This is a genomic window from Ruegeria sp. CE9, from assembly GCF_056537425.1.
The window spans coordinates 105,459-127,662 of record NZ_JBQFRO010000014.1; the positions used below are offsets into that span (position 1 = coordinate 105,459).

Genomic DNA, 22,204 nt, shown 5'->3' on the forward strand with positions numbered 1-22,204 from the left:
CATGTTGCCCATGACTTTCTAGACGATGATAACCCGATGGTGACACTTTCGACGGCGCATCCCATCAATTTCGGTGACACCGCGAAGCAGGCCACCGGTCTGGACGTCGCAAGATATGTGGCACGACAAACGCAGTGGACCAAGTGAAGATCATAAAACAGTTCTGGAACACGACTTGACCGCAGTTAAATCATTCGTGGGGGAACGATGTCGTGCCGCGTCGGAAAATACACTGATCTGACGTCCTGATAACGATAGTTGGGTATAGTCTCTACAAGTCGTTGAATCTGGACGGGTCAGCACCTGTGGACTTGGACGAGTGCCGCGGGCACGTGTCCGAAAAACTGGGGTACCACTACCATGCCTCAACAGTGGGCGTTAACAGCGTAATCGGTTGTGTCACCGGACAACAGGGGTGTGTTGAGACGCCCGGGTCCCAAACGTGTGACGCGACTGCAAAGAGAGAACCACCCCAATTCGAGTGAACTTCGGTTCAACTTTTGCGGATTAAATTAAACCACCTTTTGTCTGTCTGCCTTTGGCAAGCAGCAGTTTTGATCAGCTTTTTTCTTCAGCCATGCGGGTGTGGCAATGTGAAGAAGTATCCCCCATCAGTGCCAATACCCAGCGAGGAAGTTTCGCGTGTTCGCTAATCACTTCGTCCAGCGACATCCAACGTCCCCCACCGAAGACGAAACTGAGCATAAGAACAGACCAGAGCACCGGGTACTCCCATCCTCCTCCGGGCGACGCCCAGATGAAACCCAGTAAAAAATGGTGGCCCATTATTGTAGCAACCATCAAATAAACCACCGTCAGAACGGCCGCGAGGCGCGTGAACAGTCCAAGTCCAACGCCAATGGCGGCCGAGAACTCGATAATCCCGGCCAGCAAAACAAATTGCAGAGCGTCGGGTACGCCAAGCGCCTGAAAGGATTGCACATCCCCACTTCGAACTGCTGGCCCAGCAAAGAGCTTTTCCGTGCAATGCGGAACTAGATCCAACCCGATATAGAGCCTTATGAAGGCAAGTTGGACACTTGCATAGCTGGTCTGAGGACGACCCGCTGTTGCCGGTGTACGCAATCCGAGAAGAATCAAAACAGCGAATATTGCGAGAAAACCGACAAACGCGCAGGCACATAGAATGTTGATGGCTCCCATCCCTGTCAGCGCGGAGATACGCCAGCCGACCAAAAGGGGGAACAACCCCAGCAGAAAAACCAGCCTTGGGATCGCGATCGGCGCAAATAGCGTCAAGAAAACAGACAGGCAAAGAAACCCGATCAGAAAGTAAATCGCAGATGAACTCTTGATCGCCGAAACGGCTTCATCACTTGCTCCAAAATGCGACAAACCTAACCAGATGAGAATTGCGAGCAAAGCTGCAATACCGGTAAGCACGGCAGAAGAAACGCGAAGCATCAGTATCATTCGAGGATAGGTCAAAACTGCGCCTCCAAGTCAGGACTAACGATCATCTTTTGTCGAATGAGCGATCAGGTTCTCCGACCAGACAGTTCAATACCCACGGGTAGCTTGTCGTGACATAGTATCCGTACTGGCCATCCACAGTCATGCCATTGCACTTATCTAGATCGCCAGCCCCAGTGAACTCGTAGTCGTCGATATATGTCCCGTCCGGAGTACCACCCGGCCCGTTAGGCGGCGCAGGCCGAGGCGTAGTTTTGAGTTGGTAGCCGGAAATCGCAGGTCTTATCGTACCATCGCTGTCTTTGAATATCGTCCCGTAGATCGGAAAGCCGTCTGCGGCGAAGCCGATAGCTGGTGACGGCTTATCAAGGTCGTGATCCAAAAACAGAGCATTTGGGTTGGAATGGTAATGATACCTGCCATCGGGCTGGGCATGGGCATTGTGCAGATCTACACCAAAATACTGATCGTAGGACGGCGGATCTAGCAACCATGGATCAGTATCTCGACACCCCGCCAATACATTGCCGTTCTTGTCTGCTCGCGGGCCGCTCGGGCGATAACACCCAGCCGAAAGCAAATCGACCGGCACGCCATTCAATAAAATGGCATCATAACTCCGTTGCGACAGCGCGGTTTGGTTGCGGGCCTTCTCCGGATTTCTGGGAATCCGAAAAGTGCCAGGCAATTCGCGTACATTGTTAGCGAAGTTGGCTGTAGGCCCGTTGAAATCATGGTTAGGAATGCCATTGGTCTTGAGGGTGCAGTGCTGGCTTTCTGCCGAGATTTCGATTTCGGAGTTAAACCGTTGTTGGCGCGTTACATCCTCCACTGAAGCGGAATACACTCCTGCATAATCCGCGCAGTCTCCAGATCGGTTGCTGAGCAAAAGGTTGGTGATGTCCTGAGCTGCACTCTGCGCACGAACCTGAACTGCCGTAAATCCTGTCAAAAGCGCGCTGAATGTCAAAATCTCCACTCGCATGGTTCAATCTCCTAAGGGTTTTCGAAATTCCCAAAATAAGCCACTCGATGAGAGGTTAGGCCAAGCGTCCAATCCTCAGAATGCGACGCGGTCTCCTCCTTTCAAATCCAAGATTTCTCGAGCTTCGTCAGGTGTCGCGACCTGACTGCCCAGATCTTCGACAATATGACGGATCTTGGCGACCTGCTGGGCGTTGCTCTCGGCCAGTTTCCCGCGTGAGATGAACAAGCTGTCCTCGAGACCGACGCGAAGGTTGCCGCCCATCTGACTTGCCGTGGTCGCAAGCGACATTTGTGCCCCGCCTGCCCCCAGAACGGACCAGCGGTAGTCATCGCCGAACAGACGGTCCGCAGTGCGTTTCATGAAGATCAGGTTGTCGACCTCGGGCCCGATGCCGCCAAGGATACCAAAGATGAACTGAATGAAGATTGGCGCCTTGAACAGCCCGATATCCATACAGAATTTCAGGTTGTACAAGTGGCCGACATCGTAGCATTCATGCTCGAATTTGATGTCATGCGGAGCCAGAGTTTCTGCCGCCTCGCGAATGTCCCGGAACGTATTGCGAAAGATGTTCTGATCGGAATTCGCGACATAATCCTTCTCCCAATCAAACTTCCAATCTTCATCGCCATACCGGTTGGCCAATGGGTGAAACGAGAAGTTCATCGAACCCATATTCATCGAGCACATTTCGGGGCTGAAAGTCTTGGCCGGATTGATCCGGTCCTGAATGGACAATGTTAGCGATCCACCGGTCGATAGGTTCACAACAGCGTCCGTTGCCTGTTTTATACGGGGCAGAAATGGCGCAAAGTCATTTGGGTCGACCGATGGCGACCCGTTCTCAGGGTTGCGGGCGTGGAGGTGTAGGATCGACGCTCCGGCCTCGGCGGCCTCGATCGCCTGCCGTGCGATGTCGTCGTAAGTGTACGGGAGCGCATCCGACATAGTTGGTGTGTGGATCGCTCCTGTTACAGCACATGTAATGATGGTCTTTTTCTGACGGGCCATAGGTTCAGTTTTCCTTGGATTGTCCGGTGTGCTTTACGCGATAGCCCAGCGGCAAAAGTTGCAGATCATAGCGGCTACGGATCACGCCCCAAATGCCTTTTGGCGCCTTGAGCATGACGACAATCGCAACGACGCCCAGAACAATAAGGTAAGTTGTTCCGAGGTCGGCCAGCGTTTCGCGCAGCGCAAAGAATACAAGTGTGCCGATGATCGGTCCTTCGATGGTGCCGATGCCGCCGATCACCACGATGAAGATGACAAAGGCTGTCCAGTCATTTACGCTGAACGCCGCATCCGGTGATATGCGCAGCTTTTGCAAGAAGATGAGCGCGCCGATCATCGCCGTGAATGCCGACGTGACGACGTACACTATGAACTTCGTTCGCCAGATATCGATGCCGAGGCTACCGGCAGCCAATTCGTTATCGCGAATTGCAGTCAACGCCAAACCTTGGCGCGAGCGCAGAAAGAGATACACGGCTGTCACCACCAGCACAGCGGCTCCGAGCGCCAGCCAATAGCTCAGCGCCTCACGCATCGCGCGCCCGGATGCCAGTGATTTAACGATGGCGACTGGCAACGAAGATCCTGACCCTCCGCCAAGCGCTGAGATTTGCGCGAAGCTCAGCCGAAAGACTTCAGCGATAACCCAGGTGCCTATTGCGAAATATGCCCCCCGAAGCCTGAAGATCAGGACGGCGACCGGGATCGAGATCAACGCTCCCAGGACACCTGCGGCTGCGATAGCAACCAATGGATGCAAACCGCCCAGCATCGTCAGTGCAAACAGCATATAGCCACCAAAGCCGACATAGGCTTGCTGACCGACCGAGACGAGACCAGCGTAACCCGCCATGAGGTTCCAAAGGGTGGCGAGGGAAAGGTAGAGGAAAAGTTCACCCATCAGGCGCATGTCTGCGCGGCCTGCCCACCAGGGCGCTGCAATCAGAACAAGCAGAGCAATTGCGGTTAGGATCGCAGCAATTCTGGCAGCTTTTGATGATCGAGATACAGAATAACCTTGCAGATTCATCCAGAAACCCTCGGGAAGAGGCCGTTCGGACGAACGGCAAGAATAACAAGGAAGGCAATATGGCCGGCTAGTATTTGCCAGCCCGGATCAATCTTGGCTCCGATGGTTTGCGCGACGCCAAGAATAACGCCGCCAATTAGCGTGCCCCACAGGTTGCCGAGTCCACCGATGATAACAGCCTCAAAGCCAAAGATCAGACGGCCCCCGCCAATCGAAGGATCAAAGCTTGTCCGAATGCCAAGCAGGATACCGGCGATTGCTGTCACGCCCAGCGCCAGAGCCATGGCCAGCCCAAAGATGTGCCGGCGATTGAGGCCCATGAGCTGGGCGATGTCCTGATTGTCGGATACCGCTCGAAATGCACGACCAAGTGCGGTGTGATAAAAAGTCCATTGCAGCCCCCAGATCACAGCGATCGCAATCCCGAAGGTCAGTAGCGGTAGTATCCCGAGGGTCACACCGCCTACTGCAACGCTGGCTGTTTCCAGCGCACCGGCATTCAGTGTTTGGGGGTCGGCCGTGTAGACCTCCAACAGCCCGTTCTGGATAATTACACTCAGCCCAAAGGTCACAAGCAGCGGTGGAAGAATATCGTCGCCCAGAGTTTGGTTCAGTAGGCCGCGTTGAAGGGCATAACCGATCAATGCCATGGCGGGCACAACGATCACCAGGGCGGCCATCGGATGCATACCCGTCGCGGTCGTCACGGTCAGCCCGAGGTACGCGGCCAGCACAATTAGATCGCCGTGGGCAATATTGACAAGCCGCATGACTCCAAAGATCAACGACAGACCCGCAGCAAACAGCGCGTATAGCCCACCTAGCAAAGTTCCCTGCACGATAGCGTTCAGCCATTCCATATTATTCGATCCCGAAATACGCGCGCGAAATGTCTTCGCGCAAAACGGTGTCGGACGCGCTTTCCAGCGAAACGCGCCCCTCCTGCAGGCAGTAGACCCGGCTTGAGACCGATAGTGCCTTGGTGATGTCCTGCTCGACGATGATCGCGCTCATGCCCTCGCCGATGATGCCGGGTAGCGCCTCGTAGATGTCTTTGATGATGATCGGTGCCAGCCCGAGGCTGATTTCATCGAAGAGGATGAGGTCTGGATTGGACATCAGGGCACGCCCTATGGCGACCATCTGCTGTTGGCCGCCCGACAGCGATGTAGAGGCCTGATCTTTGCGCTCATCAAGGATCGGAAACAGATCATAGACAGCTTTCAGATCCCAAGGGCCCGCGCGACCAACTTGGGCCCCGATCATCAAGTTTTCTTTGACTGACAACGATGGGAATAACTGGCGACCTTCTGGAACCATGGCGAGGCCAAGTTCTGCCACCTCGTCTGCGCGAAGCCGGCTGATATCCTGACCTCGGTAGTGAATCTGATCCGGCCCATTCGTCAGCAGCCCGGTGATAGATCGCATCAGGGTCGTCTTGCCTGCGCCGTTTGCACCAATGATGGCCAGAACTTCTCCCTCGCCGACGTCCAATTCGACATCATAAAGCGCTTGGAAATCGCCATAATAGGAGTTCAAACCGCGTGTCTGAAGAATTGAGTCAGGCATCGGCTTCGATCCCCAGATAGATTTCTTTGACTTCCGCGCTTTCCATGATTGCCTGCGGCTCGCCCTCGGCGATCTTCTTTCCGAAGTCTATGACGATCAGACGATCCACGACGGCCAGCAGGGCGTGCACAACATGTTCGATCCAGATGATGGTAACGCCAGAGGCGTGGATATCCTTGATTGTCTGAACCAGTGACTTGCACTCGGCTTCGGTCAAACCACCGGCGATCTCATCCAACAGCAGCAGTTTGGGCTTGGCGCAAAGCGCCCGTGTCAGTTCCAGGCGTTTGCGTTCCAGCAGTGTAAGGCTGCCCGCTAGAACGTTTGCCTTGGGCAGCAGTTCTGTTTGGTCCAGAACCTCCAGACAAAAGTTTTCGGCCTGGTGTCCATGCATGCCAGCTGATTGCGTGGCGGCGATCATCGCGTTTTCGAAAACAGTTATGCCCGAAAACGGCTGCGGAACCTGAAAAGAGCGCGCGATGCCTGCATGGCTGCGCTTTGCCGCGCTCCATTTGGTGACGTTCTGCCCACTGAATTCTATCACCCCGGAATTGGATTTGAGCGTCCCAGTGATCAAGTTGAACATCGAGGTTTTGCCAGCGCCGTTGGGGCCTATTACCCCGAGTGCCTCGCCTTGCTGGACCTCATAGCTCATGGCATCGGCGACAGTGACCGCGCCAAATGCCTTGCTCAGGTCTTGGAGTTTCAAGATTGTCGTCATGTTTCTCTCGGATGGAGGGCTCGGCGCCAAGATCAGCGCCGAATGTCTGGTCAGCCCAGCAGTTTCATGTCTGCCGTTATCGGAACTTCGGGCGCGGTGCTGTTGGCAACGACCTGCAACTCGTATGCGTCTCCAGACTTCTGCCACTGGCCACCGACCAGCGGAGTTTTGGTAACGTTATTCATCGGCCCATCACCCCAGTTCACCGGCCCGACAATTGTGTTCAGATTAGTGGACGTGATTGCCGAAATGATCGAAGACGGGTCTTCCAGATCATCAGCCCGTTTGATGACATCTGCGACGACTTCGAACAGGGCATGTTTAAAGCCAAGGGGTTGCGTCCAAGGACGGCCCGACTCTGCCGTATAACCTTCTGCAAGATCTTTCGAAGAAATACCGGTGAGCGAGGACGAGAACGGATGATGTGGAGACCACCAGACCTCGGTCGATAACCCGTCCCCGCGGTCACCGAGCGATTCAATAACGGATGGGAACAGCAGTGCCTTGCCAATGGTCACGACCTTTGGATTAAAGCCTTGCTGGGCGGCCTGGCTCCAGAAAGTTGCGAAATCGGGGGGGATCATGTTGCCAGTGACGATTTCGCAGCCAGCAGCCTTGAACGCTGCGATCTGGTTTGAGAAGTCGTCGGACAGAGGCTGATACCGACCGGGATCGGTCAGCGTATAACCAGCTGCGGCCAAAGGTTTTGGCAGGCCCAGTTCCGCATCACCCCATGCATTGCCGTCAGCATCGTTGGGGAATAGACCACCCACTGTCTTGGTCACGCCAGTTTTATCCCACATATCAAGGAACGCTGCGATCACATCCTCCAGGCCCCAGAAGAAGTGATAGGTCGTTTCAAAACCCTCACCCGGAACACCATTGCGACCAAAGAAATAGGGCTGCCATGGACAGTCGGTCGTGATGCAGGGAACTTCGTTGATCTCTGCCTGATCGGCGACCGGGTTCACCGTATCCGGGGTAGAAGCGGCGACAATGATATCGACCTCATCACCCAGGATCAGATCTGCGGCAACCTCGGCTGCGCGGTTCGGGTTGGACTGGCTGTCTTTTGAGATGATCTCGACATTCCAGGTCTTTCCATTGTTGTCCAACCCAGCCGAAAAGACCTGCTGTATGGCTTGAAGCACATACTCGTCGGCTTCAGCAAAACCGGCCAGAGGCCCGGTACGTGGGCTGACATTGCCTATCCTTAGCGTCGGGTTTGCCGCATAGGCACGCGTTGCCCGGAGGATGGCCGGAGCAGCGATTGCCGCCGTAGCCCCGGCAATAAAACCGCGCCTTGTGGCCGCCTTAAAAGTCATTGTCATTGCGTCCTCCCTTCACCGGCCTCCCGCCAGTGTTTGATTGATCTTACAAAGTCTTCTCGAGATTTTTCAGATGTGTCGCGACACGTTGGCGAACCTGATCCGCCTCGCCCTCGGCCCATTTCCTGAAACCTTCGCCGGATTTCATGCCTAGCTTACCTGCGTCGACAAGCGACTTGAGGTAAGATGAGGGTCCCTTATGCGCTTCGAGATCGTGCAATACGTTTTCGTGGATATCGAGCGTCAGGTCAGTGCCCACCAGATCAGCGTTTTCTAGCGGACCGAGAACCGCCAATCGCCGCCCAATGCTGGACTTGATCACAGTATCAACAGCTTCCGCGTCACAAATTCCGTTTTCAACCAGACTGACTGCTTCGCGCCACAGCGCATGCTGAAGGCGGTTGCCAATAAAACCCGGCACGTCCTTTTCGACCATCACCGGAGTTTTTCCAGCGTCCTTCAGCAGATCGAACATGGTTTGCGCGATCTTGGGGTCAGTCCATTCCGTCTTGATGACTTCGACCAATGGAATCATGTGCGGCGGGTTCCACCAATGTGTTCCCAACGCACGGCTTTTCAGTTGCAATCCGGACATGATCTGAGTGATGGGCATGACCGACGTATTAGACGCGAGTATGCAGGTCTCTGGTGCGTGCGCCTCGATCTCAGCAAAAATCGCCTGCTTGAGCTCCAGCTTTTCTGGTGCCGCTTCGAACACGGCGTCAGCGTTTCGAACCGCCCCTTCCGTCGTCGCAAAGATCTCAATCATCTTGAGGGTTTTTGTGATAGTGGCCTCGTCATCCCCCATCGCATCCATGCTGGTGCGAATGCGATCTGGCACGGTAGTCCGCGCCTCCTCAACGGGATCCGTGATGGCGACGTACTGGCCCGCTTTTGCCAAAGTCAGGGCAATCCCGTGCCCCATTAGGCCCGCGCCAATTACGGCTATCTGCTGCTTTTTACGCACCATCCGTTAACCCGCCGTATATCCGCCGTCGGCATGAAGGATATGCCCGGTGTAAAAATCAGATGCCCGCGACGCGAGGAACAGCAGAGGCCCGGCAAGGTCTTCCGGCTCACCCAACCGCCCCTTGGGAACACGGGTCAGGAAGCCATCACGCACTGCCTTCGCTTCATCGGTTTCTTCAAACATCCAAGCCGTCAAAGGCGAACGGAATACCGTCGGCGCGATCGCGTTGACGGTGATCCCTGTCGGACCCAGCTCACATCCCAAGGCTTTGGTTATCCCGTTCACAGCAGCCTTTGACGCGCAATACGCCGTGTAGCCAGCAGGGTGCCCAAGGATGCTGCGCGCGGAACTGACGAAAATGATCTTGCCGTATTGGCTTTGCTTCATATGCGCCGCCGCCGCGCGTGCCAAAAGCCAGCTTTGGTTCACGTTGGCGTCCATCACTGCGTCAAAGGTTTCCGGTGCCATTTCGTTAATCGGCGCAACTTTGTTCATACCAGACGCGACAACGAGAATATCGAGCTTACCAAAATTATTGACTGCTTCTTCTACCAGCGCTCTGCAGGATGCCTCGTCGGACGGGCGCGCATTCACCGCAACGACGGTCGCACCAAGCGCCTCGCACTCTTTGGCAATCTCATCGAGAGCGTCCAGATTGCCCGCAGCCAGAACCAGATTGCACCCAGCTCCGGCCAAGACGCGCGCAGCGACCATGCCAAACGCGCCGGATGCTCCGGTGATCAGTGCGACGTTGTCTTTTACGTCAAACATCTTGAGTGGATCAGACATTCTTTTTGTCCTCAGCTTTCTGGCGGATACGGAATGACCACCAGCATTTTGCAGGTGTGGTTGGCGCGGTTTTCAATTTTGCGCACTTCGTCCGGTGCGATCGTGCAACTATCCATCGGCCCAAGAATGATTTCGGTGCCGTCAACGATGACGGTCATTTCGCCTTCCAGAACGACGTAGACTTTCTCAAAAGGCGTAGAGTCCGGCCCTGCGCCACCGCCTGGTAGGAACTGGCTGAAGCCGATCCACTGATTTGCCGGCCCGCCCTTCTCAAACCCCTGCAGACGAAGCCCATGACACCCAAAATGGTTCGGTGCTTCGTAGGGTTGGGCGTCTTGAAAGCGCTTCAGATGCATGTCCGTCTCCGCTCAGGTTTAGTGGCGGCCACCGGTGAAGCGGCGACCGGTCCGTGAGTGTTCAGAAATCTTCACCAGCCTCGATGCGGTAGGACTGGTTCTTGTCGATCATCGCAACCAATCGGATAATGCAGCCGTCGCCACGGTCCCAATTCCAAGGGAAGAACGCGAAGGTGCACCGCTTGCCGGTCACCGCATCCAAATCACCACCGACATTTTCAATTCCGAGAATACCCTTGGAGAACAGCATGTTGTGCACTGGCTCCCACTCGGGGAAATCAACCTCCCACGGTGTCCCGCCTGACCACTCAAGATACTCTTTCTCAAGATGAGGCATGATCGGACCGTTTCGCTGCGGACCAATGGCAGTTGCCAGCGGGTGATCGTTCGCCTGGGTATCGTGGCCAACGACTTTCACACCTTTCTCGATCATCCATTCAGCGGCGGAAGGAACGAGACCCGGGCAATAAGCAAAATAGTCGCCATCTTCATACTGCTTGTGCCAACCGGTGTTGATGATCAGCACATCGCCTTTGCGGATGGCATGGCCGCAGGCCTTTTCCAGATCATCTCCGGTGATTTGCTCCCATTTCTTTTTTGGTATGGAAACTACCAGACCCGAGCCGAAGAAATGCGGCAGAGGCACCTCATCGATGAACGGTGTTCCCTGAACGACATGTGCCGGTGCATCAATATGCGTGGTCACGTGCATCGTCGTCGTGATCGTCTGCGACAGAACCCCCGACTTGGCCATATAGTGCTTTCGGTCGATCTGGACGTCCTTGAAGTAGGGCCAGTTGGGACACTGAAACCCGTATCTGTGGCTCAGGTTGTAGAATTCGAGCCCCATGTCGTTGTCGGTGTTTGCTTGAAACTCAATGCCACGGATTTCGACCATTGGGCATATCTCCTCTGTTCGCCGGCCAGCGCGGCGGTGTTCGCTTTTCAGTTGTCTGGGTGGCCTCCCCACCTGTCCCGAATGATGATGCACGCGCACCGCATTATGGTCAACTAAAAACTCACTATACGGTTGACTTGCACCGCATTGTGATACAACACTAAAAAATCACCAGGCATCTAGAACTACGATGCCAAGACAGGATGAGGTAGGTTAAATGTCTGAAAAAGCAGGTAAAGGTGGTATTCAGGTCATTTCCAGAGCGGCCTCGATTTTGCGTGTACTGAAAGAAAACCAATCCGGATTGAGCTTGGGGAAAATCGCCGAGCGCGTTGACCTGCCCCGCTCTACGGTACAAAGAATCACAAGCGCACTTGCTGAAGAGAAACTTGTCATAGCGGATGCAAATGGGGGCGGCTTAAGGCTCGGCCCCGAACTCAGCGCCCTCGCAGGTGCCGCGCACTACAGCATCGTCGAACACTGCCGGCTCCTTTTGACGGAACTGACCCAAAAGACCGGGGAAACCACAGACCTCGCCGTCATGCGCGGTATCGGCATGGTTTTCTTAGATCAGGTCCCAGGTGTCTATCGATTGACGACCGTTTCGCAGGTGGGCGAGGTTTTTCCGCTGACCACCACCGCAAATGGGAAAGCTTGTCTCGCTCAACTCGATAAAGGAGATGCGTCAAAACTCATTCAAAACGAATGGGAACGGAATGGTATCCAAAGGAATTTGGATGAGTTCCTTTCCGAACTGGACAAGGTCCGCGAACATGGCCTTGCCTATGATTTGGACGAGCATTCTGCCGGCGTGTCGGCGATCGGGTTTTCTTTCGTCGACTGGGTCGGAGACCTGCACGCGATCTCAATTCCAGTGCCAACGACGCGATTTGCACGGCAAAGAGCAACCATCGAACAAGCGCTAGTTGAGACGTCAACAAATATACATCAAACCTTCCAATAAGCTTGTGAAGCTGACTTGAGGCAGATTGGTTTCGCGACCGACCTTGTCTGGCAGCCCGCGCTTTCAACGAAAAAAGTCCATACATTGCACGCAACGAATTGCGGCTAGTTCCGCATGGTCGCGAAGGTTGACATTCGTGTTGAATCGCAAGTTTTGCAATCATTGGATGTTTGTCGGCATCGTAACGAGCCGCGAACATCGCTTAGGGGTGTTATGTGAAGCGATCCCTGATTGAGCGATCGCCGTATCAATAAGCCAAACAACACAGTTCATACGCCCGCCTGAAAGCAGACTTTGCAAAGTCTAGTTAACGGCACATTCCGGTTGTCTAACGCCTGTGGGCCGCGCCACCCTGTCGAATTGTATTGCACTTGCTACCCCCAACCCTCGCCGGGAGCAGGTTTTGGATACGAGCGCCTTGAAGGGCTTCGCTCAAAAACAGTTGCTAAGGGGAAACATGCGCAACGTAACCAGTTGGCAGAAGGCAAAAGTATGCGGCGCAAAGGAAAAGTTCTGTCGCAAATTGCAAAACTATTTGTCGCCACATAGCAAATGTGGAACGTCACCGATACTTGTCTCAATCGACATCCAAAACCTCAACAAATCGGCCGATCACGTCATCCCTTTCTGACACAAACGTCAAGCAATTCTGACCCAGAATGAGCAAACCCCCCCTCATCTGCACTGCTACCGATAGTAGCCGAACCAGCTTGTCAAATTGCCCATTCTCGGGCGTTGAACACAAACGCTTTAGAAAGGCGCCTTGGACAGCGTCATCAAAAACGCAACTAAGTCTTCAATCTCTTGCTCAGACAAATTCAATTGCGAGAGAATGGCTTCACCGTCGGCGTGCAGCCTTTCCGTATTAATTTTGCTGTAATGCCGGATCACAGCGTTCAGATCCCCTAGGCTGCCGTCATGCATGTACGGTGCGGTTTCAACCACCCCGCGCAGGCTGGGCGTGCGGAAGGTTCCAAAATCAGCGTGGCTCCGGCGTACATGTCCAACGGCCCAAGCACCTTGCTTGTCCGGATCATCATTCCAGACGCCGTCCAGTGTATAGGGGCTCGAGAGCAAAAAGTTCAATCCACCAAATCGACCTTCGTCGACCTCAGTTTCATTCAGAAAATATGGTACACCAGCATCATGGAACTCATTGTTGGAAAACCTCGGGCCGTTGTGGCAAAACACGCAATTCGCACGCCCTAAAAACAGCTGAAGACCTCGCTGGGCCGCTTCGGGGTAGTTCGCTGCAGCTGGAAAATCTCGGCGCTCTAAAGCGTCGCGAAAATCGTCAAACTGCGTCCGGTTGGTAACCAAAGTCTCCAAGTAGGCCGAAAGAGCTTTTGCAGTATTCACCAGAACAAGCTCTGGGCCTTGATTTTGGATGTCGCCAAAAATAGCTTCAAAATCATCAATATAGGCACTTTCGGAGATTGCTGTTTCTAGGCTTTCGGGGCTATGCGCCATCTCTTGTTCTTCGATGATCGGGTGCAGGCTGGCCGCCCAAAGATTATCGCTTTTGCCGCCCCATCCGTACCAACGGAGACCGGCAAGGTCCCGCAGCGATGGTGAATTCCTATCTAACAAGCCTCTGCCGATCGCTCGAGCCTCTGGCGTTGTAAAAGCCTGTTCAGGATCATGACAACTGGCACAGGAAAACGCCCCGTCGAACGACAGTACCGGATCATTGAATAAGGACTCACCAAGCTTAATCGCTCTGGCGTCATTGGAAACGCCGTTGCTTGGGTCAGACTGGAAGGATGGTGGCCACGGTCCAAAGGAAAGCGTTTGTTCAATTTCTTCAGCAGACAGCAAGACCTCTGCACGCGCTGCACCTGTCAGGACCATTAGCGCAGCTGAAACCCACGGCTTCATTTCAGCGCAATTTCTGACGTGTAAAAAATTGATTGGCCATTGATGTCGACCTCAACCTGCAGCTCCCACAAACCCGGCATGTGAAACAGCATATCATCAACGCGGAACGCTCTACCGCCCAACGCGGAAACCTTGGGGGTATAGTTCATACCGTGTTGATGAGCGGGCATGATTGCATCCACACGCAATTGGCCCACGGCAGTTTCACTACAAACTGAAACCAGCACGGAAAACGGTTGAGCCAACGGCATTTCATCAACAGACAGATAAACCTCGGGTGCGTTTTGAACATCCGAATTCATACGTTGCCCAGTTACGTCACAAGCAAAAGCGGCGCTGGACCAAATCATGAACCAGACAGCGTAACGGATCATTTTGATGCCAGCAAACGTTCTGCGTTGGCATAGGCGATGTTGTCCGCAATCTGGTCCGGCAGCAAATCCAACCATTCACGCGAAAAATCGGCATGTGGTCCTACGTAATACCATCGTTCCGGGGCAAATGTATCCGTTCCAACCATGAAGCGATCTGGATGAGCTTCGAAAGCCGCCTTCCAATCCGGCTCAACTCTGCCTCGTGAGACCATGTCTGAACGAAACGCCAGGTCGGCCCAAAGCCTGGGATACGTGTCCAGCGCGTCAACAACGCTTGCTGGATCATCAAAGCCAGAGTGGGCCCACAGGACACGAGCTTCAGGCCAGGTTTCGAAGATCAGGTCGACGGCCTCTCGATCGCCGTGGTGGTGTAGAATGAGGTTCCGCTCTTTGGCCAGTGCAATCATACGCTGGACGACCGGCGTTTTGATATCGTCGCCGTAAGCGTGAAACTCGCCGATGGCTTCGTAGTCGTTCTTGGCAAGATTTGTTTCCAAATAGTCGATTACAGTTTCATCGTGCATCCAGGTGTTGATTTCACCGCGACGACGGTATGGGCGCAACGCTGGAACAACGATGTCCGGTGCCGCGGCCAACAACAGCTGAGTGCCATTATCGTCTGAGCTGGAAACCAGCGCTTTCCGAACGCCCGCATCTCGAAGGATTTTGGCCACTTGTTCTGGAGGAACCAGTTTGACGGCGTCGTGGCTATAATGAATATGCGCGTCGAAGATCGGGCGCTCTTGTGCGATAGCGGTACTGCAAAACAGCGCAGCTCCCAAAATCAAGATACGTTTCAGCACCTCAAGCCTCCTATCTATCAATCAGTCCTTGGCAAGCGTCACGTCGAAATTCACATGCAAGTAAGGTTCAGAGATCTTACCAGATAGCTCCATGCCATCAGGAAATTCAGAAGCTGGACGTTCAAAATATGTCATCACCAGATCGTCGCGCACACCAAACACCGTGTCTTCATCCAGATAGGGATCATCGTCGGGAAATATTTCCGTCACCAGCGAGCGATAACCGGGGGCCTTGATGATGTAGTGCAAGTGCGACGGTCGCCAGGGATGGCGGCCGCAGGCGCGCAGGATATCCCCGACCGGCCCGTCCGATGGTACAGTGTATTCCACTGGCTTGACAGTGGTGAAAGCATAGCGGCCATCTGAGCCGACCGTCATCAAGCCATGAAAAGAATAGGTATCCTGTTCCTCATCCTGACTGGCGTAAAGCCCGTTTGGCGCGGTTTGCCAAATGTCGAGCTCAGCACCCGCAATCGGATTGCCCTTTGTATCCCGGATCACGCCTTCGGCCAGCAGAACCGGCCCTCCATAGTGACGTTTCATATCGCCACCGATCGGCAGCGAGGGTGCGCCGGAGACATGGAATGGGCCCAGTACGGACGAGCTGGTCGCGTCGGGACTGGAATGCAGCATATCCACCAGCGACGACAGGCCCAGCACATCTGACGCCAGAACAAACTCGTGCCTGTCCTCAGTCTCTACCGCAGCGCATCCTTCCAGAAATGCAATCCCGGCGCGCCATTCGTCATGTGTCAGATTGGTCTCACGGGCAAAGTCATGAAGATGTCTGACCAAAGACCCCATGATTTCGCGCATCCTCGGTTCAGTGTCCGCGGACAAGTACCCCATAAACACGTCGGTTATGTTGTCTTTGGTGACAGTACGCATCTGTGCCTCCTTAAATCAGGGCAAGGCTGAGGATCGGGAATTCGATCAGGATGAACAGGACAATCAGCATTACGAACGCAAATGGCAGCGCACCCATGAACACGTCCTTCAGCGATATGCGGTCATCGTTAATCGTAGATTTGATAACGAAGCAGGATATGCCTAGCGGCGGGGTCAATAGTCCGATTTCAGCGCCGACAACGGTGATGATCCCGAACCAGATCAGCGACATATCCAGAGCTTCGGCCATGGGCAGAAACAGCGGGACAACGATCAGAATGATCGATGCAGTATCCAGAAGTGTTCCAAGGAAAAGCATTAACAAAACGTAAAGCAGCATGATCGACCAGAATGACGCGGAATTCCCTGCAAGCAGGTCCTGCAATTGGTTGGGCAGCCCGGCCAGCCCCAACATTCGACTATAGATCGACGCCGCCGTGATCAGAAACAGGATCGCCGCCGTGATGTGACCGGTTTCCAGCAATGCGTCCCAGAACGCTCTTGGTGTCATCGACTTGCGCACAATTGCGATGATCAGCGCCACCAATGCACCGGCGGCACCGGCTTCGACCGCTGTCAGCCAGCCAGTGTAGATACCGCCGAGCACTACAGTGATGATGAACAATGTCGGCAAGGTTTTGGACGCGATCTCACGCCCTGACATCCATTCGGTATCTTCGACGACGCGGCCACCGACGAATGCTGGGGTGAATCGCCCCATGACCCAGATCGCGGCGACATAGGCGATCGCCAGCATGATCCCCGGAATGACGCCCGCAAGGAACATGTCCCCCACGGATTGCTCGGCAACAAAGGAATAGATGATCAACATGGCAGATGGTGGGATTATCATGCCCAACACCGAGGACCCCGCGACCACGCCAACCGCAAATCGCGGGTTATAGGCCTGCGCCATCATTTGCGGGACCGAGACCTTGGTGAACACAGAGGCGGATGCAATGGACGACCCTGTCACCGCCGCAAAGACGGCGTTGGCTCCGACGGTTGCCATACCGATACCGCCTTTGACCTTGCGAAACCGCATGGTCATAACTTCGTAGATATCCCTGCCTAACCCAGCTTTTGAGACGATAAGTCCCATAAAGGTAAACAACGGGATGGTCGCGAAACTATATTCCATCGCGCTGTCGCCAACCGCCACTTTCAACAGGTTGAGCGCCAGTGTGAAATTGTCCCGCATCAGCCAGATCGACACGAACGAGACCACACCCAAAGCAATTGGAATGTAAACGCCCGCGTAAATCAGGAAAACGATAGCGACGACCGAGATCAGGCCAATCTCAATCGGCGTCATTCTGCGGCCTCGTCATGCTCAGGGGTGCGGACAAGCTGCGGGCGGTCTTGCGCCGTGACGACCTTAAGCAGGAAGATCACGCAGGCAAGCGCAGTACCGCACGCGATGACCAGTTTGACCGGCCACCATGGCAGTGTGAAAAGACCGGGTACTCCGAAATAGTCCTGCGTCTCCCACATATGAAGAAATTCGGGAAAAGTCACATACGCAATCAAAGCCATAAAGATTGCCGATATGGCGTTGATGATGCGCCTCAGGCTGGCTGTCAGACCCGGGCGGCGATGGTGCAGCAGGTTCAGGAACCCGTCTGAGCGCGTCAGCCGATCCACTCTGACGACGTCGGCCAACTGCAAAAAAACGATCATCACGACCGAAAACTGGACCATTTCGTAGGTCCCGCGCAGAGGGGCTGAAAACAGACCGCGCGCAATGACGTCGACATTCAGAATGACCACCAACGCAAGGACGACAAGCGTACCCAATGCGTTGGTGGCGATAGCAAGCGAATTGGCGACCCGCGACAAGCCAGCAACTGCGGTCTTCAGCATGAAAGGCCCCTTTCGTGGATCGCCAGCCGGTTATTTGGCCGTCCAATCGCGTACTCCGGTGAAACCGGCATCCTGAAGCTTCCCTATATAGGCGGCCAGCATTTCTGTGCCTTGCTCACCGTTATCGTTCAAAGTCGCAGCCCATTCCTGTGCGACGTTCGGCATTGCATTTGCCCAGGCCGCTCGGTCTTCATCCGAAACCTCGACAATGGTTCCACCAGCCTCGACATAAGCATCCCGTGAAGCCGCAGCCCGGTCCATCGCAATACCGGCGACATGGTCGCGGTAGTCGATCGCGACAGCCTTTAACACATCTTTCACTTCATCGGGCAATCCAGCCCAATAGTCCGAGTTCACCGTGATGGTTTTGGAGTTCACAGCGCCCAGATCAGCCTTGAGCATATAAGGGGCAACTTCAGCGATCTTGAACGTTTTTGCTGCTTCGGGCCACAGCATGCCGCAATCGACCAGACCGGTCTGAAGCATGTTGTAGAAATCAGTCAGGCCGCCACGTACACCTGCCGCATCCTTAATGCCTTCAAGATACCGCAGGTTTAACCCTGCTCCGGCAATCTTGCGGCCCTCAAGATCGGATACCGACGAAACAGGTTCCGTGCAGAATATCTGATAGGTATCGAGCACAACACCGGTTGCCAGATAGACCTGGTTTTGCGCGGCGAACTCGTTTTGCATTGCCGGGAATTCACGAGCGATTTCATCCACGGCCTTTGCAACGGCGCGGGAATCCGATGCCACAAAAGGTGTCGATCCAGATATGCCCTGGCTGGGAAGCTTCGAAGAATGGAAGATTGTGGTAACGATTCCAATGTCGCCAAGGCCAAGCTGAATACCTTCCAGAACGCCCTTGGGCTTGACGATCGAACCGCCGTAGTTCTCTTGCCAGTTCATCTTGTAATTGCCGGCCTCGCCCAGCCGTTTGTCTACCTCTGGAATGAAGAAGTTGGTGAATTCTTTCACCCACAACGCGCGGTCGGGATAGCCATCAATTACGACGGCAGAGATAGTCTCTTCTGCCGCGAGGGGCATCGCCATGACGCCTGCCAGAGCAGCGCCCATCAGGCTGCGTTTGGTCCAGTTTTTCATTTCTCTCCTCCCAGAAAGTCGGGTCTTTTGTCTTTAATTGTTTGTTTTGACCCAGTTGACGGTCAGGTCAGTGCCTGCCGCTTCGAACAGTTTTGCAATGGCGCAATACTTGGCTGTCTCCTCGCCCACGAGTGTCAGTTCCTCCTGACTGGCGGGTGTCTCACAATTCACGGTGAGTTCGATTTCCGGAAACGGAACGTCGATCTCCTCCTCCATCAGCACACCACGCCGGTCCAACCTGCATTTTGCGTCGATTGTTACCGTGCCGAGTTCAACTCCCAACCGATGTGCGTTCTTGTGCCCGATGACATTCGTACAGGCGATCAGGGCTGCCATTGCAGTTTCGGTCGGAGACGGACCAAGATTTGTCCCGCCGCGTTCGACGGGTTCATCGACAACAACATCAAGATCGCGAATTGATATCTCAGTCCGCGCATGAGTCGGGCATTGAGCTGTCGTGCGGTACGTCACGACGGGTTTCACTTTCATAGCCACAGCGTCACCTCCTCATACAAAAGAGCAAACCTTTTCGAATGGAAAACGTGGAAGCTTCTGGAACAATCCGGTTTCGTCCGCGTAACCCAGATTGCAAAGAAAATTGGACTTGAGCGTCGTGCCCGCGAAGAACTCCTCATCGACGATCTTGTTCGAGAAACCAGACATGGCGCCGACGTCCAACCCGACGGCCCGGGCCGCAATCATGAAGTAAGCGCCCTGAAGCGTGCCATTTCGAAAGGCCGTGTCTGCCACGTAGTCGGGCTTGTTTTCGAACAATGGCCGGCGGTCTTCGTGCGGGAAAAGAAAGGGCAGTTCCTTCCAGAAGTCCATATCATAGGCAATGATCGCCGTGACCGGAGCATCCATCATCTTTGGCACATTCTTCGGCTTTAAAGACTTTGCAAGCCGCTCTTTCCCTTCGGGACTTTTCACGAAAACGAAACGCGCGGGCAACGTATTCATGCTGGTCGCGCCGTTGATCGTGATGTCGTAGATCTCTTCAAGTAGGTCGTCAGAAACAGACTTGTTGGTCCACGCGTAGTGCGATCTGGATTCGCGCAGGATCAAAGCGATCGCGTCGTCTGAAAGACGTGGAATGCGCTCGCGCAGATCGCGATGATCTTGCTGCGCCTTGGCGCGAAGTGCTTCCAGCTCTGTTCCGGTTGGTGCGCTCATGCTGCAGCCACCTTGGACTTGGCATCTTTTTCGTCGATGATCGGGCTGGCGCAAACGCCAATGCCCTCAATTTCGACTTCGACGGTTTCGCCCGGCTTTAACCAACGAGGATTTGGCTTCTTGGCATGGCCCACGCCCGGCGGCGTTCCCAATGCAATCAGATCACCCGGTTCGATGGTCATGAACTCTGAAATTGTCGCAATCACCTGACGAACACCCCAGATCATGTTGGCGGTATTCGAACTTTGAAGAACCTCGTCGCCAACGCGGCTTTCAATCTTCAGGCCCGAAGCGCCCTCGGGTAACTCATCCTGAGTCACGGTGAAGGGGCCAATTGCACCCGTGTCGTCAAAATTCTTACCCGGTGTCCATTGTACCGTTTTACGCTGATAGTCCCGCACCGACCCATCGTTGAAAACCGTATACCCAAACACATGGCCCAACGCGTCCTCTTCCGAGATATGGCGGCCGCGTTTACCGACGATCAACATCAGCTCCGCTTCGTAGTCGAAATGCTCGGAAGCCGCCGGTCGCACCATGGGCTTGCCAGCCGCCATGACCGAATTCTTACCGCGCATGAACAGCGTTGGATATTCAGGGATGTCGTAGCCGCCCTCTTTGATGTGATCCGTATAGTTCAACCCCATGCAAATGATCGTGCCGGGTGACGCCACGGGCAACGCCGGTGTGATTGAGGATAACGGCACACTATCTGCCGAGGTGACTTTTTCAGCCAGCGAGTCGGCCAGACCAGGCTTGCTGATCACGCCCATCAAGTCGGAACCGACGGCAGGGTCCAAAGCCGTTAGATTCACAGCGTTTTCACCGTTTACAGCAAAAACCGCTGTGCCTTCCGAAGTCTCTCCCACCAGGTATTTCATTGTCACCTTCCATATTAGCTTGCTTGATTTTTGCCGACTATTTTGCCATATGTCAAATAATATCGATATTTTTGGAGGCCGCAAATGGTTGCTTGGGCAGACTACAAATCAGAAGCAAAAAGCCGCGGTGCGCTTGCTTTGGAGCTTTACGTCGCGCTGAGCACGCCAGCCAAAGCACCCGAAGATGTAAAGGCGTCACTGCCAGATCACTTGGCGTATCAGGCGCAGCTTGAACATTCGGGGCAGCTGGCTTTTGCGGGTCCCATGTCGGATGAAACCGGCGCGCATATGCAGGGAATGGGCCTGATCATCTATCGAGCCGACAGCCTTGAGGCAGCGCGGAAACTGGCCGAGGACGACCCCATGCATAAATGCGGGGCGCGCAGCTTTGTGCTGCGTCGCTGGATGATCAACGAAGGCTCGTTGAACCTTTCGGTTGGCCTATCGACTGGAACGAGTGTCCTCAGTTAAGAGCTCCCAAGAGTTTGAGCCGCAAAAAAGGAACGGTCGGATATGGACGCCATGCTTGATACAGAGGGCAAAGAAACATCAGCCACTCATGGTGCGTATCGAAGGCTGCGCGAAATGATCCTGACCGGCGAATTGCCTCCGGGGCAAAAACTCAAGATCGAACAGCTCCGCGGACTATTGGACACTGGCGCCAGCCCGGTTCGCGAGGCGCTTAGCCTTTTGACCTCGGACATGTTGGTCGAACGTATAGACCAACGCGGATTCAGGGCTGCGCCTGTGAGCAAATGTAATTTTGAAGAAATACTCTTGCTGCGATGCAACCTCGAGGAAACCGCGCTTCGCGCCTCTATCGCCAACGCGGATGCAGCTTGGGAGGACAGGCTTGTTTTACGTCACCACCATATGAATAAAGCCAGTCAAAACGGCGCGCGCGATTTTGAAGACGCTCACAAAGCCTTTCACATGGCCCTGCTGGAGAATTCGAAACTGCCGTTGCTGCTGCGCTATTGTTCGCAGCTTTACGACCTGAACATTCGCTACCGCTATCTGGCCGCCGGCGGTTCGAGCTACAAAAAGAGGGACATTGCCGCCGAGCATCGGCAAATTCTAGACGCCGCTTTAAATCACGACGCAGACAGCGCTACTCGGCATTTGGTCGACCATTATCGGCGAACAGGCGAGTATCTGAGCAGCCAGATGGTGCCCTGA

The 22,204-nt window shown here is 54.5% G+C and carries 26 protein-coding genes; 4 read left to right on the top strand and 22 right to left on the bottom strand.

All coding sequences use genetic code 11. The features are described from left to right. The first annotated feature begins 36 nt into the window (after positions 1–36). Positions 37–147 carry a hypothetical protein gene (locus ACR0B3_RS21100; protein WP_480810768.1) on the top strand — a complete coding sequence of 37 codons (111 nt, stop codon included), beginning with the start codon at positions 37–39 and terminating at the stop codon, positions 145–147. A gap of 411 nt (positions 148–558) precedes the next feature. Here the strand turns inward: ACR0B3_RS21100 and ACR0B3_RS21105 are convergent, their stop codons facing one another. From ACR0B3_RS21105 to ACR0B3_RS21160, 12 genes are all read right to left on the bottom strand, one after another. Next, on the bottom strand, positions 559–1,449 hold the full coding sequence (locus ACR0B3_RS21105; RefSeq protein WP_480810769.1) for a DoxX family protein: 891 nt from the start codon (positions 1,447–1,449) through the stop codon (positions 559–561). Positions 1,450–1,477: 28 nt separating this feature from the next. Beyond that, positions 1,478–2,419 carry a YHYH protein gene (locus tag ACR0B3_RS21110; RefSeq protein ID WP_480810770.1) on the bottom strand — a complete coding sequence of 314 codons (942 nt, stop codon included), beginning with the start codon at positions 2,417–2,419 and terminating at the stop codon, positions 1,478–1,480. A 75-nt stretch (positions 2,420–2,494) separates the two neighbouring features. Next, positions 2,495–3,433: a 3,5-dioxohexanoate:acetyl-CoA acetone transferase gene (kce, locus tag ACR0B3_RS21115; RefSeq protein WP_480810771.1), complete on the bottom strand. Its 939-nt coding sequence runs from the start codon at positions 3,431–3,433 to the stop codon at positions 2,495–2,497. A 4-nt stretch (positions 3,434–3,437) separates the two neighbouring features. Next, the gene (locus tag ACR0B3_RS21120; RefSeq protein ID WP_480810772.1) at positions 3,438–4,466 is read right to left on the bottom strand and encodes a branched-chain amino acid ABC transporter permease; all 1,029 of its coding nucleotides are present in this window, start codon (positions 4,464–4,466) and stop codon (positions 3,438–3,440) included. Then, complete coding sequence (locus ACR0B3_RS21125) at positions 4,463–5,326, bottom strand: branched-chain amino acid ABC transporter permease (protein WP_480810773.1); 864 nt, start codon at positions 5,324–5,326, stop codon at positions 4,463–4,465. The genes ACR0B3_RS21120 and ACR0B3_RS21125 overlap by 4 nt, the downstream gene beginning before the upstream one ends. A gap of 1 nt (position 5,327) precedes the next feature. Continuing rightward, a complete protein-coding gene (locus ACR0B3_RS21130) occupies positions 5,328–6,035 on the bottom strand; it encodes an ABC transporter ATP-binding protein (protein ID WP_480810774.1) in 708 nt (235 codons plus the stop codon). After that, the gene (locus tag ACR0B3_RS21135; protein WP_480810775.1) at positions 6,028–6,756 is read right to left on the bottom strand and encodes an ABC transporter ATP-binding protein; all 729 of its coding nucleotides are present in this window, start codon (positions 6,754–6,756) and stop codon (positions 6,028–6,030) included. Before ACR0B3_RS21135 ends, ACR0B3_RS21130 begins: the two co-directional genes overlap by 8 nt. Positions 6,757–6,806: 50 nt before the next feature. Next, positions 6,807–8,087 (bottom strand): ABC transporter substrate-binding protein, encoded by a 1,281-nt coding sequence (locus ACR0B3_RS21140; RefSeq protein WP_480810776.1) that lies wholly within the window; start codon positions 8,085–8,087, stop codon positions 6,807–6,809. A gap of 43 nt (positions 8,088–8,130) precedes the next feature. Next, on the bottom strand, positions 8,131–9,054 hold the full coding sequence (locus ACR0B3_RS21145; RefSeq protein ID WP_480810777.1) for a 3-hydroxyacyl-CoA dehydrogenase family protein: 924 nt from the start codon (positions 9,052–9,054) through the stop codon (positions 8,131–8,133). Positions 9,055–9,057: 3 nt separating this feature from the next. Then, on the bottom strand, positions 9,058–9,843 hold the full coding sequence (locus ACR0B3_RS21150) for an SDR family NAD(P)-dependent oxidoreductase (protein ID WP_480810778.1): 786 nt from the start codon (positions 9,841–9,843) through the stop codon (positions 9,058–9,060). Between the two features lie 11 nt (positions 9,844–9,854). Continuing rightward, the gene (locus tag ACR0B3_RS21155; protein ID WP_480810779.1) at positions 9,855–10,199 is read right to left on the bottom strand and encodes a cupin domain-containing protein; all 345 of its coding nucleotides are present in this window, start codon (positions 10,197–10,199) and stop codon (positions 9,855–9,857) included. A gap of 61 nt (positions 10,200–10,260) precedes the next feature. Next, positions 10,261–11,097 carry a cyclase family protein gene (locus ACR0B3_RS21160; protein ID WP_480810780.1) on the bottom strand — a complete coding sequence of 279 codons (837 nt, stop codon included), beginning with the start codon at positions 11,095–11,097 and terminating at the stop codon, positions 10,261–10,263. A 217-nt stretch (positions 11,098–11,314) separates the two neighbouring features. Between ACR0B3_RS21160 and ACR0B3_RS21165 the strand changes: the two genes are divergently transcribed. After that, positions 11,315–12,061, top strand: coding sequence for an IclR family transcriptional regulator (locus tag ACR0B3_RS21165; protein ID WP_480810781.1), 747 nt, complete (start codon positions 11,315–11,317; stop codon positions 12,059–12,061). Positions 12,062–12,811: 750 nt separating this feature from the next. Here ACR0B3_RS21165 and ACR0B3_RS21170 read toward each other — a convergent pair. The 10 genes from ACR0B3_RS21170 to ACR0B3_RS21215 are packed head-to-tail and all read right to left on the bottom strand — an operon-like array spanning position 12,812 to position 21,025. Beyond that, positions 12,812–13,912, bottom strand: a complete 1,101-nt coding sequence (locus ACR0B3_RS21170) for a cytochrome-c peroxidase (protein WP_480810782.1) — start codon at positions 13,910–13,912, stop codon at positions 12,812–12,814. Between the two features lie 23 nt (positions 13,913–13,935). Beyond that, a complete protein-coding gene (locus tag ACR0B3_RS21175; RefSeq protein WP_480810783.1) occupies positions 13,936–14,313 on the bottom strand; it encodes a hypothetical protein in 378 nt (125 codons plus the stop codon). After that, on the bottom strand, positions 14,310–15,116 hold the full coding sequence (locus ACR0B3_RS21180; RefSeq protein ID WP_480810784.1) for an amidohydrolase family protein: 807 nt from the start codon (positions 15,114–15,116) through the stop codon (positions 14,310–14,312). Before ACR0B3_RS21180 ends, ACR0B3_RS21175 begins: the two co-directional genes overlap by 4 nt. Before the next feature lie 21 nt (positions 15,117–15,137). After that, complete coding sequence (locus ACR0B3_RS21185; protein WP_480810785.1) at positions 15,138–16,004, bottom strand: dioxygenase family protein; 867 nt, start codon at positions 16,002–16,004, stop codon at positions 15,138–15,140. 10 nt (positions 16,005–16,014) lie between these two features. Beyond that, the gene (locus ACR0B3_RS21190; RefSeq protein ID WP_170724739.1) at positions 16,015–17,319 is read right to left on the bottom strand and encodes a TRAP transporter large permease subunit; all 1,305 of its coding nucleotides are present in this window, start codon (positions 17,317–17,319) and stop codon (positions 16,015–16,017) included. Then, positions 17,316–17,867, bottom strand: a complete 552-nt coding sequence (locus tag ACR0B3_RS21195; RefSeq protein ID WP_170685399.1) for a TRAP transporter small permease subunit — start codon at positions 17,865–17,867, stop codon at positions 17,316–17,318. Before ACR0B3_RS21195 ends, ACR0B3_RS21190 begins: the two co-directional genes overlap by 4 nt. Positions 17,868–17,897: 30 nt before the next feature. After that, positions 17,898–18,971, bottom strand: a complete 1,074-nt coding sequence (locus tag ACR0B3_RS21200) for a C4-dicarboxylate TRAP transporter substrate-binding protein (RefSeq protein ID WP_480810786.1) — start codon at positions 18,969–18,971, stop codon at positions 17,898–17,900. 33 nt (positions 18,972–19,004) lie between these two features. Continuing rightward, positions 19,005–19,460: an OsmC family protein gene (locus ACR0B3_RS21205; protein ID WP_480810787.1), complete on the bottom strand. Its 456-nt coding sequence runs from the start codon at positions 19,458–19,460 to the stop codon at positions 19,005–19,007. 18 nt (positions 19,461–19,478) lie between these two features. Continuing rightward, a complete protein-coding gene (locus ACR0B3_RS21210; protein ID WP_480810788.1) occupies positions 19,479–20,144 on the bottom strand; it encodes a malonic semialdehyde reductase in 666 nt (221 codons plus the stop codon). Further along, positions 20,141–21,025: a fumarylacetoacetate hydrolase family protein gene (locus ACR0B3_RS21215; protein ID WP_480810789.1), complete on the bottom strand. Its 885-nt coding sequence runs from the start codon at positions 21,023–21,025 to the stop codon at positions 20,141–20,143. The genes ACR0B3_RS21210 and ACR0B3_RS21215 overlap by 4 nt, the downstream gene beginning before the upstream one ends. 84 nt (positions 21,026–21,109) lie before the next feature. On the opposite strand from ACR0B3_RS21215, the gene ACR0B3_RS21220 reads away from it, so the two are divergent. Together ACR0B3_RS21220 and ACR0B3_RS21225 are read left to right on the top strand one after the other, a co-directional pair. Beyond that, entirely contained in the window at positions 21,110–21,496 is a 387-nt protein-coding gene (locus tag ACR0B3_RS21220; RefSeq protein ID WP_480810790.1) for a YciI family protein, read from the top strand. Between the two features lie 51 nt (positions 21,497–21,547). After that, a complete protein-coding gene (locus ACR0B3_RS21225) occupies positions 21,548–22,204 on the top strand; it encodes a GntR family transcriptional regulator (protein WP_480810791.1) in 657 nt (218 codons plus the stop codon).

Bases quoted from the DNA above. Each gene is read 5' to 3' on its own strand.
- ACR0B3_RS21100 (WP_480810768.1), top strand. From the start codon at position 37: ATGGTGACACTTTCGACGGCGCATCCCATCAATTTCGGTGACACCGCG.
- ACR0B3_RS21110 (WP_480810770.1), bottom strand. From the start codon at position 2,419: ATGCGAGTGGAGATTTTGACATTCAGCGCGCTTTTGACAGGATTTACG.
- kce (WP_480810771.1), bottom strand. From the start codon at position 3,433: ATGGCCCGTCAGAAAAAGACCATCATTACATGTGCTGTAACAGGAGCG.
- ACR0B3_RS21120 (WP_480810772.1), bottom strand. From the start codon at position 4,466: ATGAATCTGCAAGGTTATTCTGTATCTCGATCATCAAAAGCTGCCAGA.
- ACR0B3_RS21125 (WP_480810773.1), bottom strand. From the start codon at position 5,326: ATGGAATGGCTGAACGCTATCGTGCAGGGAACTTTGCTAGGTGGGCTA.
- ACR0B3_RS21130 (WP_480810774.1), bottom strand. From the start codon at position 6,035: ATGCCTGACTCAATTCTTCAGACACGCGGTTTGAACTCCTATTATGGC.
- ACR0B3_RS21135 (WP_480810775.1), bottom strand. From the start codon at position 6,756: ATGACGACAATCTTGAAACTCCAAGACCTGAGCAAGGCATTTGGCGCG.
- ACR0B3_RS21140 (WP_480810776.1), bottom strand. From the start codon at position 8,087: ATGACAATGACTTTTAAGGCGGCCACAAGGCGCGGTTTTATTGCCGGG.
- ACR0B3_RS21145 (WP_480810777.1), bottom strand. From the start codon at position 9,054: ATGGTGCGTAAAAAGCAGCAGATAGCCGTAATTGGCGCGGGCCTAATG.
- ACR0B3_RS21150 (WP_480810778.1), bottom strand. From the start codon at position 9,843: ATGTCTGATCCACTCAAGATGTTTGACGTAAAAGACAACGTCGCACTG.
- ACR0B3_RS21155 (WP_480810779.1), bottom strand. From the start codon at position 10,199: ATGCATCTGAAGCGCTTTCAAGACGCCCAACCCTACGAAGCACCGAAC.
- ACR0B3_RS21160 (WP_480810780.1), bottom strand. From the start codon at position 11,097: ATGGTCGAAATCCGTGGCATTGAGTTTCAAGCAAACACCGACAACGAC.
- ACR0B3_RS21165 (WP_480810781.1), top strand. From the start codon at position 11,315: ATGTCTGAAAAAGCAGGTAAAGGTGGTATTCAGGTCATTTCCAGAGCG.
- ACR0B3_RS21170 (WP_480810782.1), bottom strand. From the start codon at position 13,912: ATGGTCCTGACAGGTGCAGCGCGTGCAGAGGTCTTGCTGTCTGCTGAA.
- ACR0B3_RS21175 (WP_480810783.1), bottom strand. From the start codon at position 14,313: ATGATCCGTTACGCTGTCTGGTTCATGATTTGGTCCAGCGCCGCTTTT.
- ACR0B3_RS21185 (WP_480810785.1), bottom strand. From the start codon at position 16,004: ATGCGTACTGTCACCAAAGACAACATAACCGACGTGTTTATGGGGTAC.
- ACR0B3_RS21190 (WP_170724739.1), bottom strand. From the start codon at position 17,319: ATGACGCCGATTGAGATTGGCCTGATCTCGGTCGTCGCTATCGTTTTC.
- ACR0B3_RS21195 (WP_170685399.1), bottom strand. From the start codon at position 17,867: ATGCTGAAGACCGCAGTTGCTGGCTTGTCGCGGGTCGCCAATTCGCTT.
- ACR0B3_RS21200 (WP_480810786.1), bottom strand. From the start codon at position 18,971: ATGAAAAACTGGACCAAACGCAGCCTGATGGGCGCTGCTCTGGCAGGC.
- ACR0B3_RS21205 (WP_480810787.1), bottom strand. From the start codon at position 19,460: ATGAAAGTGAAACCCGTCGTGACGTACCGCACGACAGCTCAATGCCCG.
- ACR0B3_RS21210 (WP_480810788.1), bottom strand. From the start codon at position 20,144: ATGAGCGCACCAACCGGAACAGAGCTGGAAGCACTTCGCGCCAAGGCG.
- ACR0B3_RS21215 (WP_480810789.1), bottom strand. From the start codon at position 21,025: ATGAAATACCTGGTGGGAGAGACTTCGGAAGGCACAGCGGTTTTTGCT.
- ACR0B3_RS21220 (WP_480810790.1), top strand. From the start codon at position 21,110: ATGGTTGCTTGGGCAGACTACAAATCAGAAGCAAAAAGCCGCGGTGCG.
- ACR0B3_RS21225 (WP_480810791.1), top strand. From the start codon at position 21,548: ATGCTTGATACAGAGGGCAAAGAAACATCAGCCACTCATGGTGCGTAT.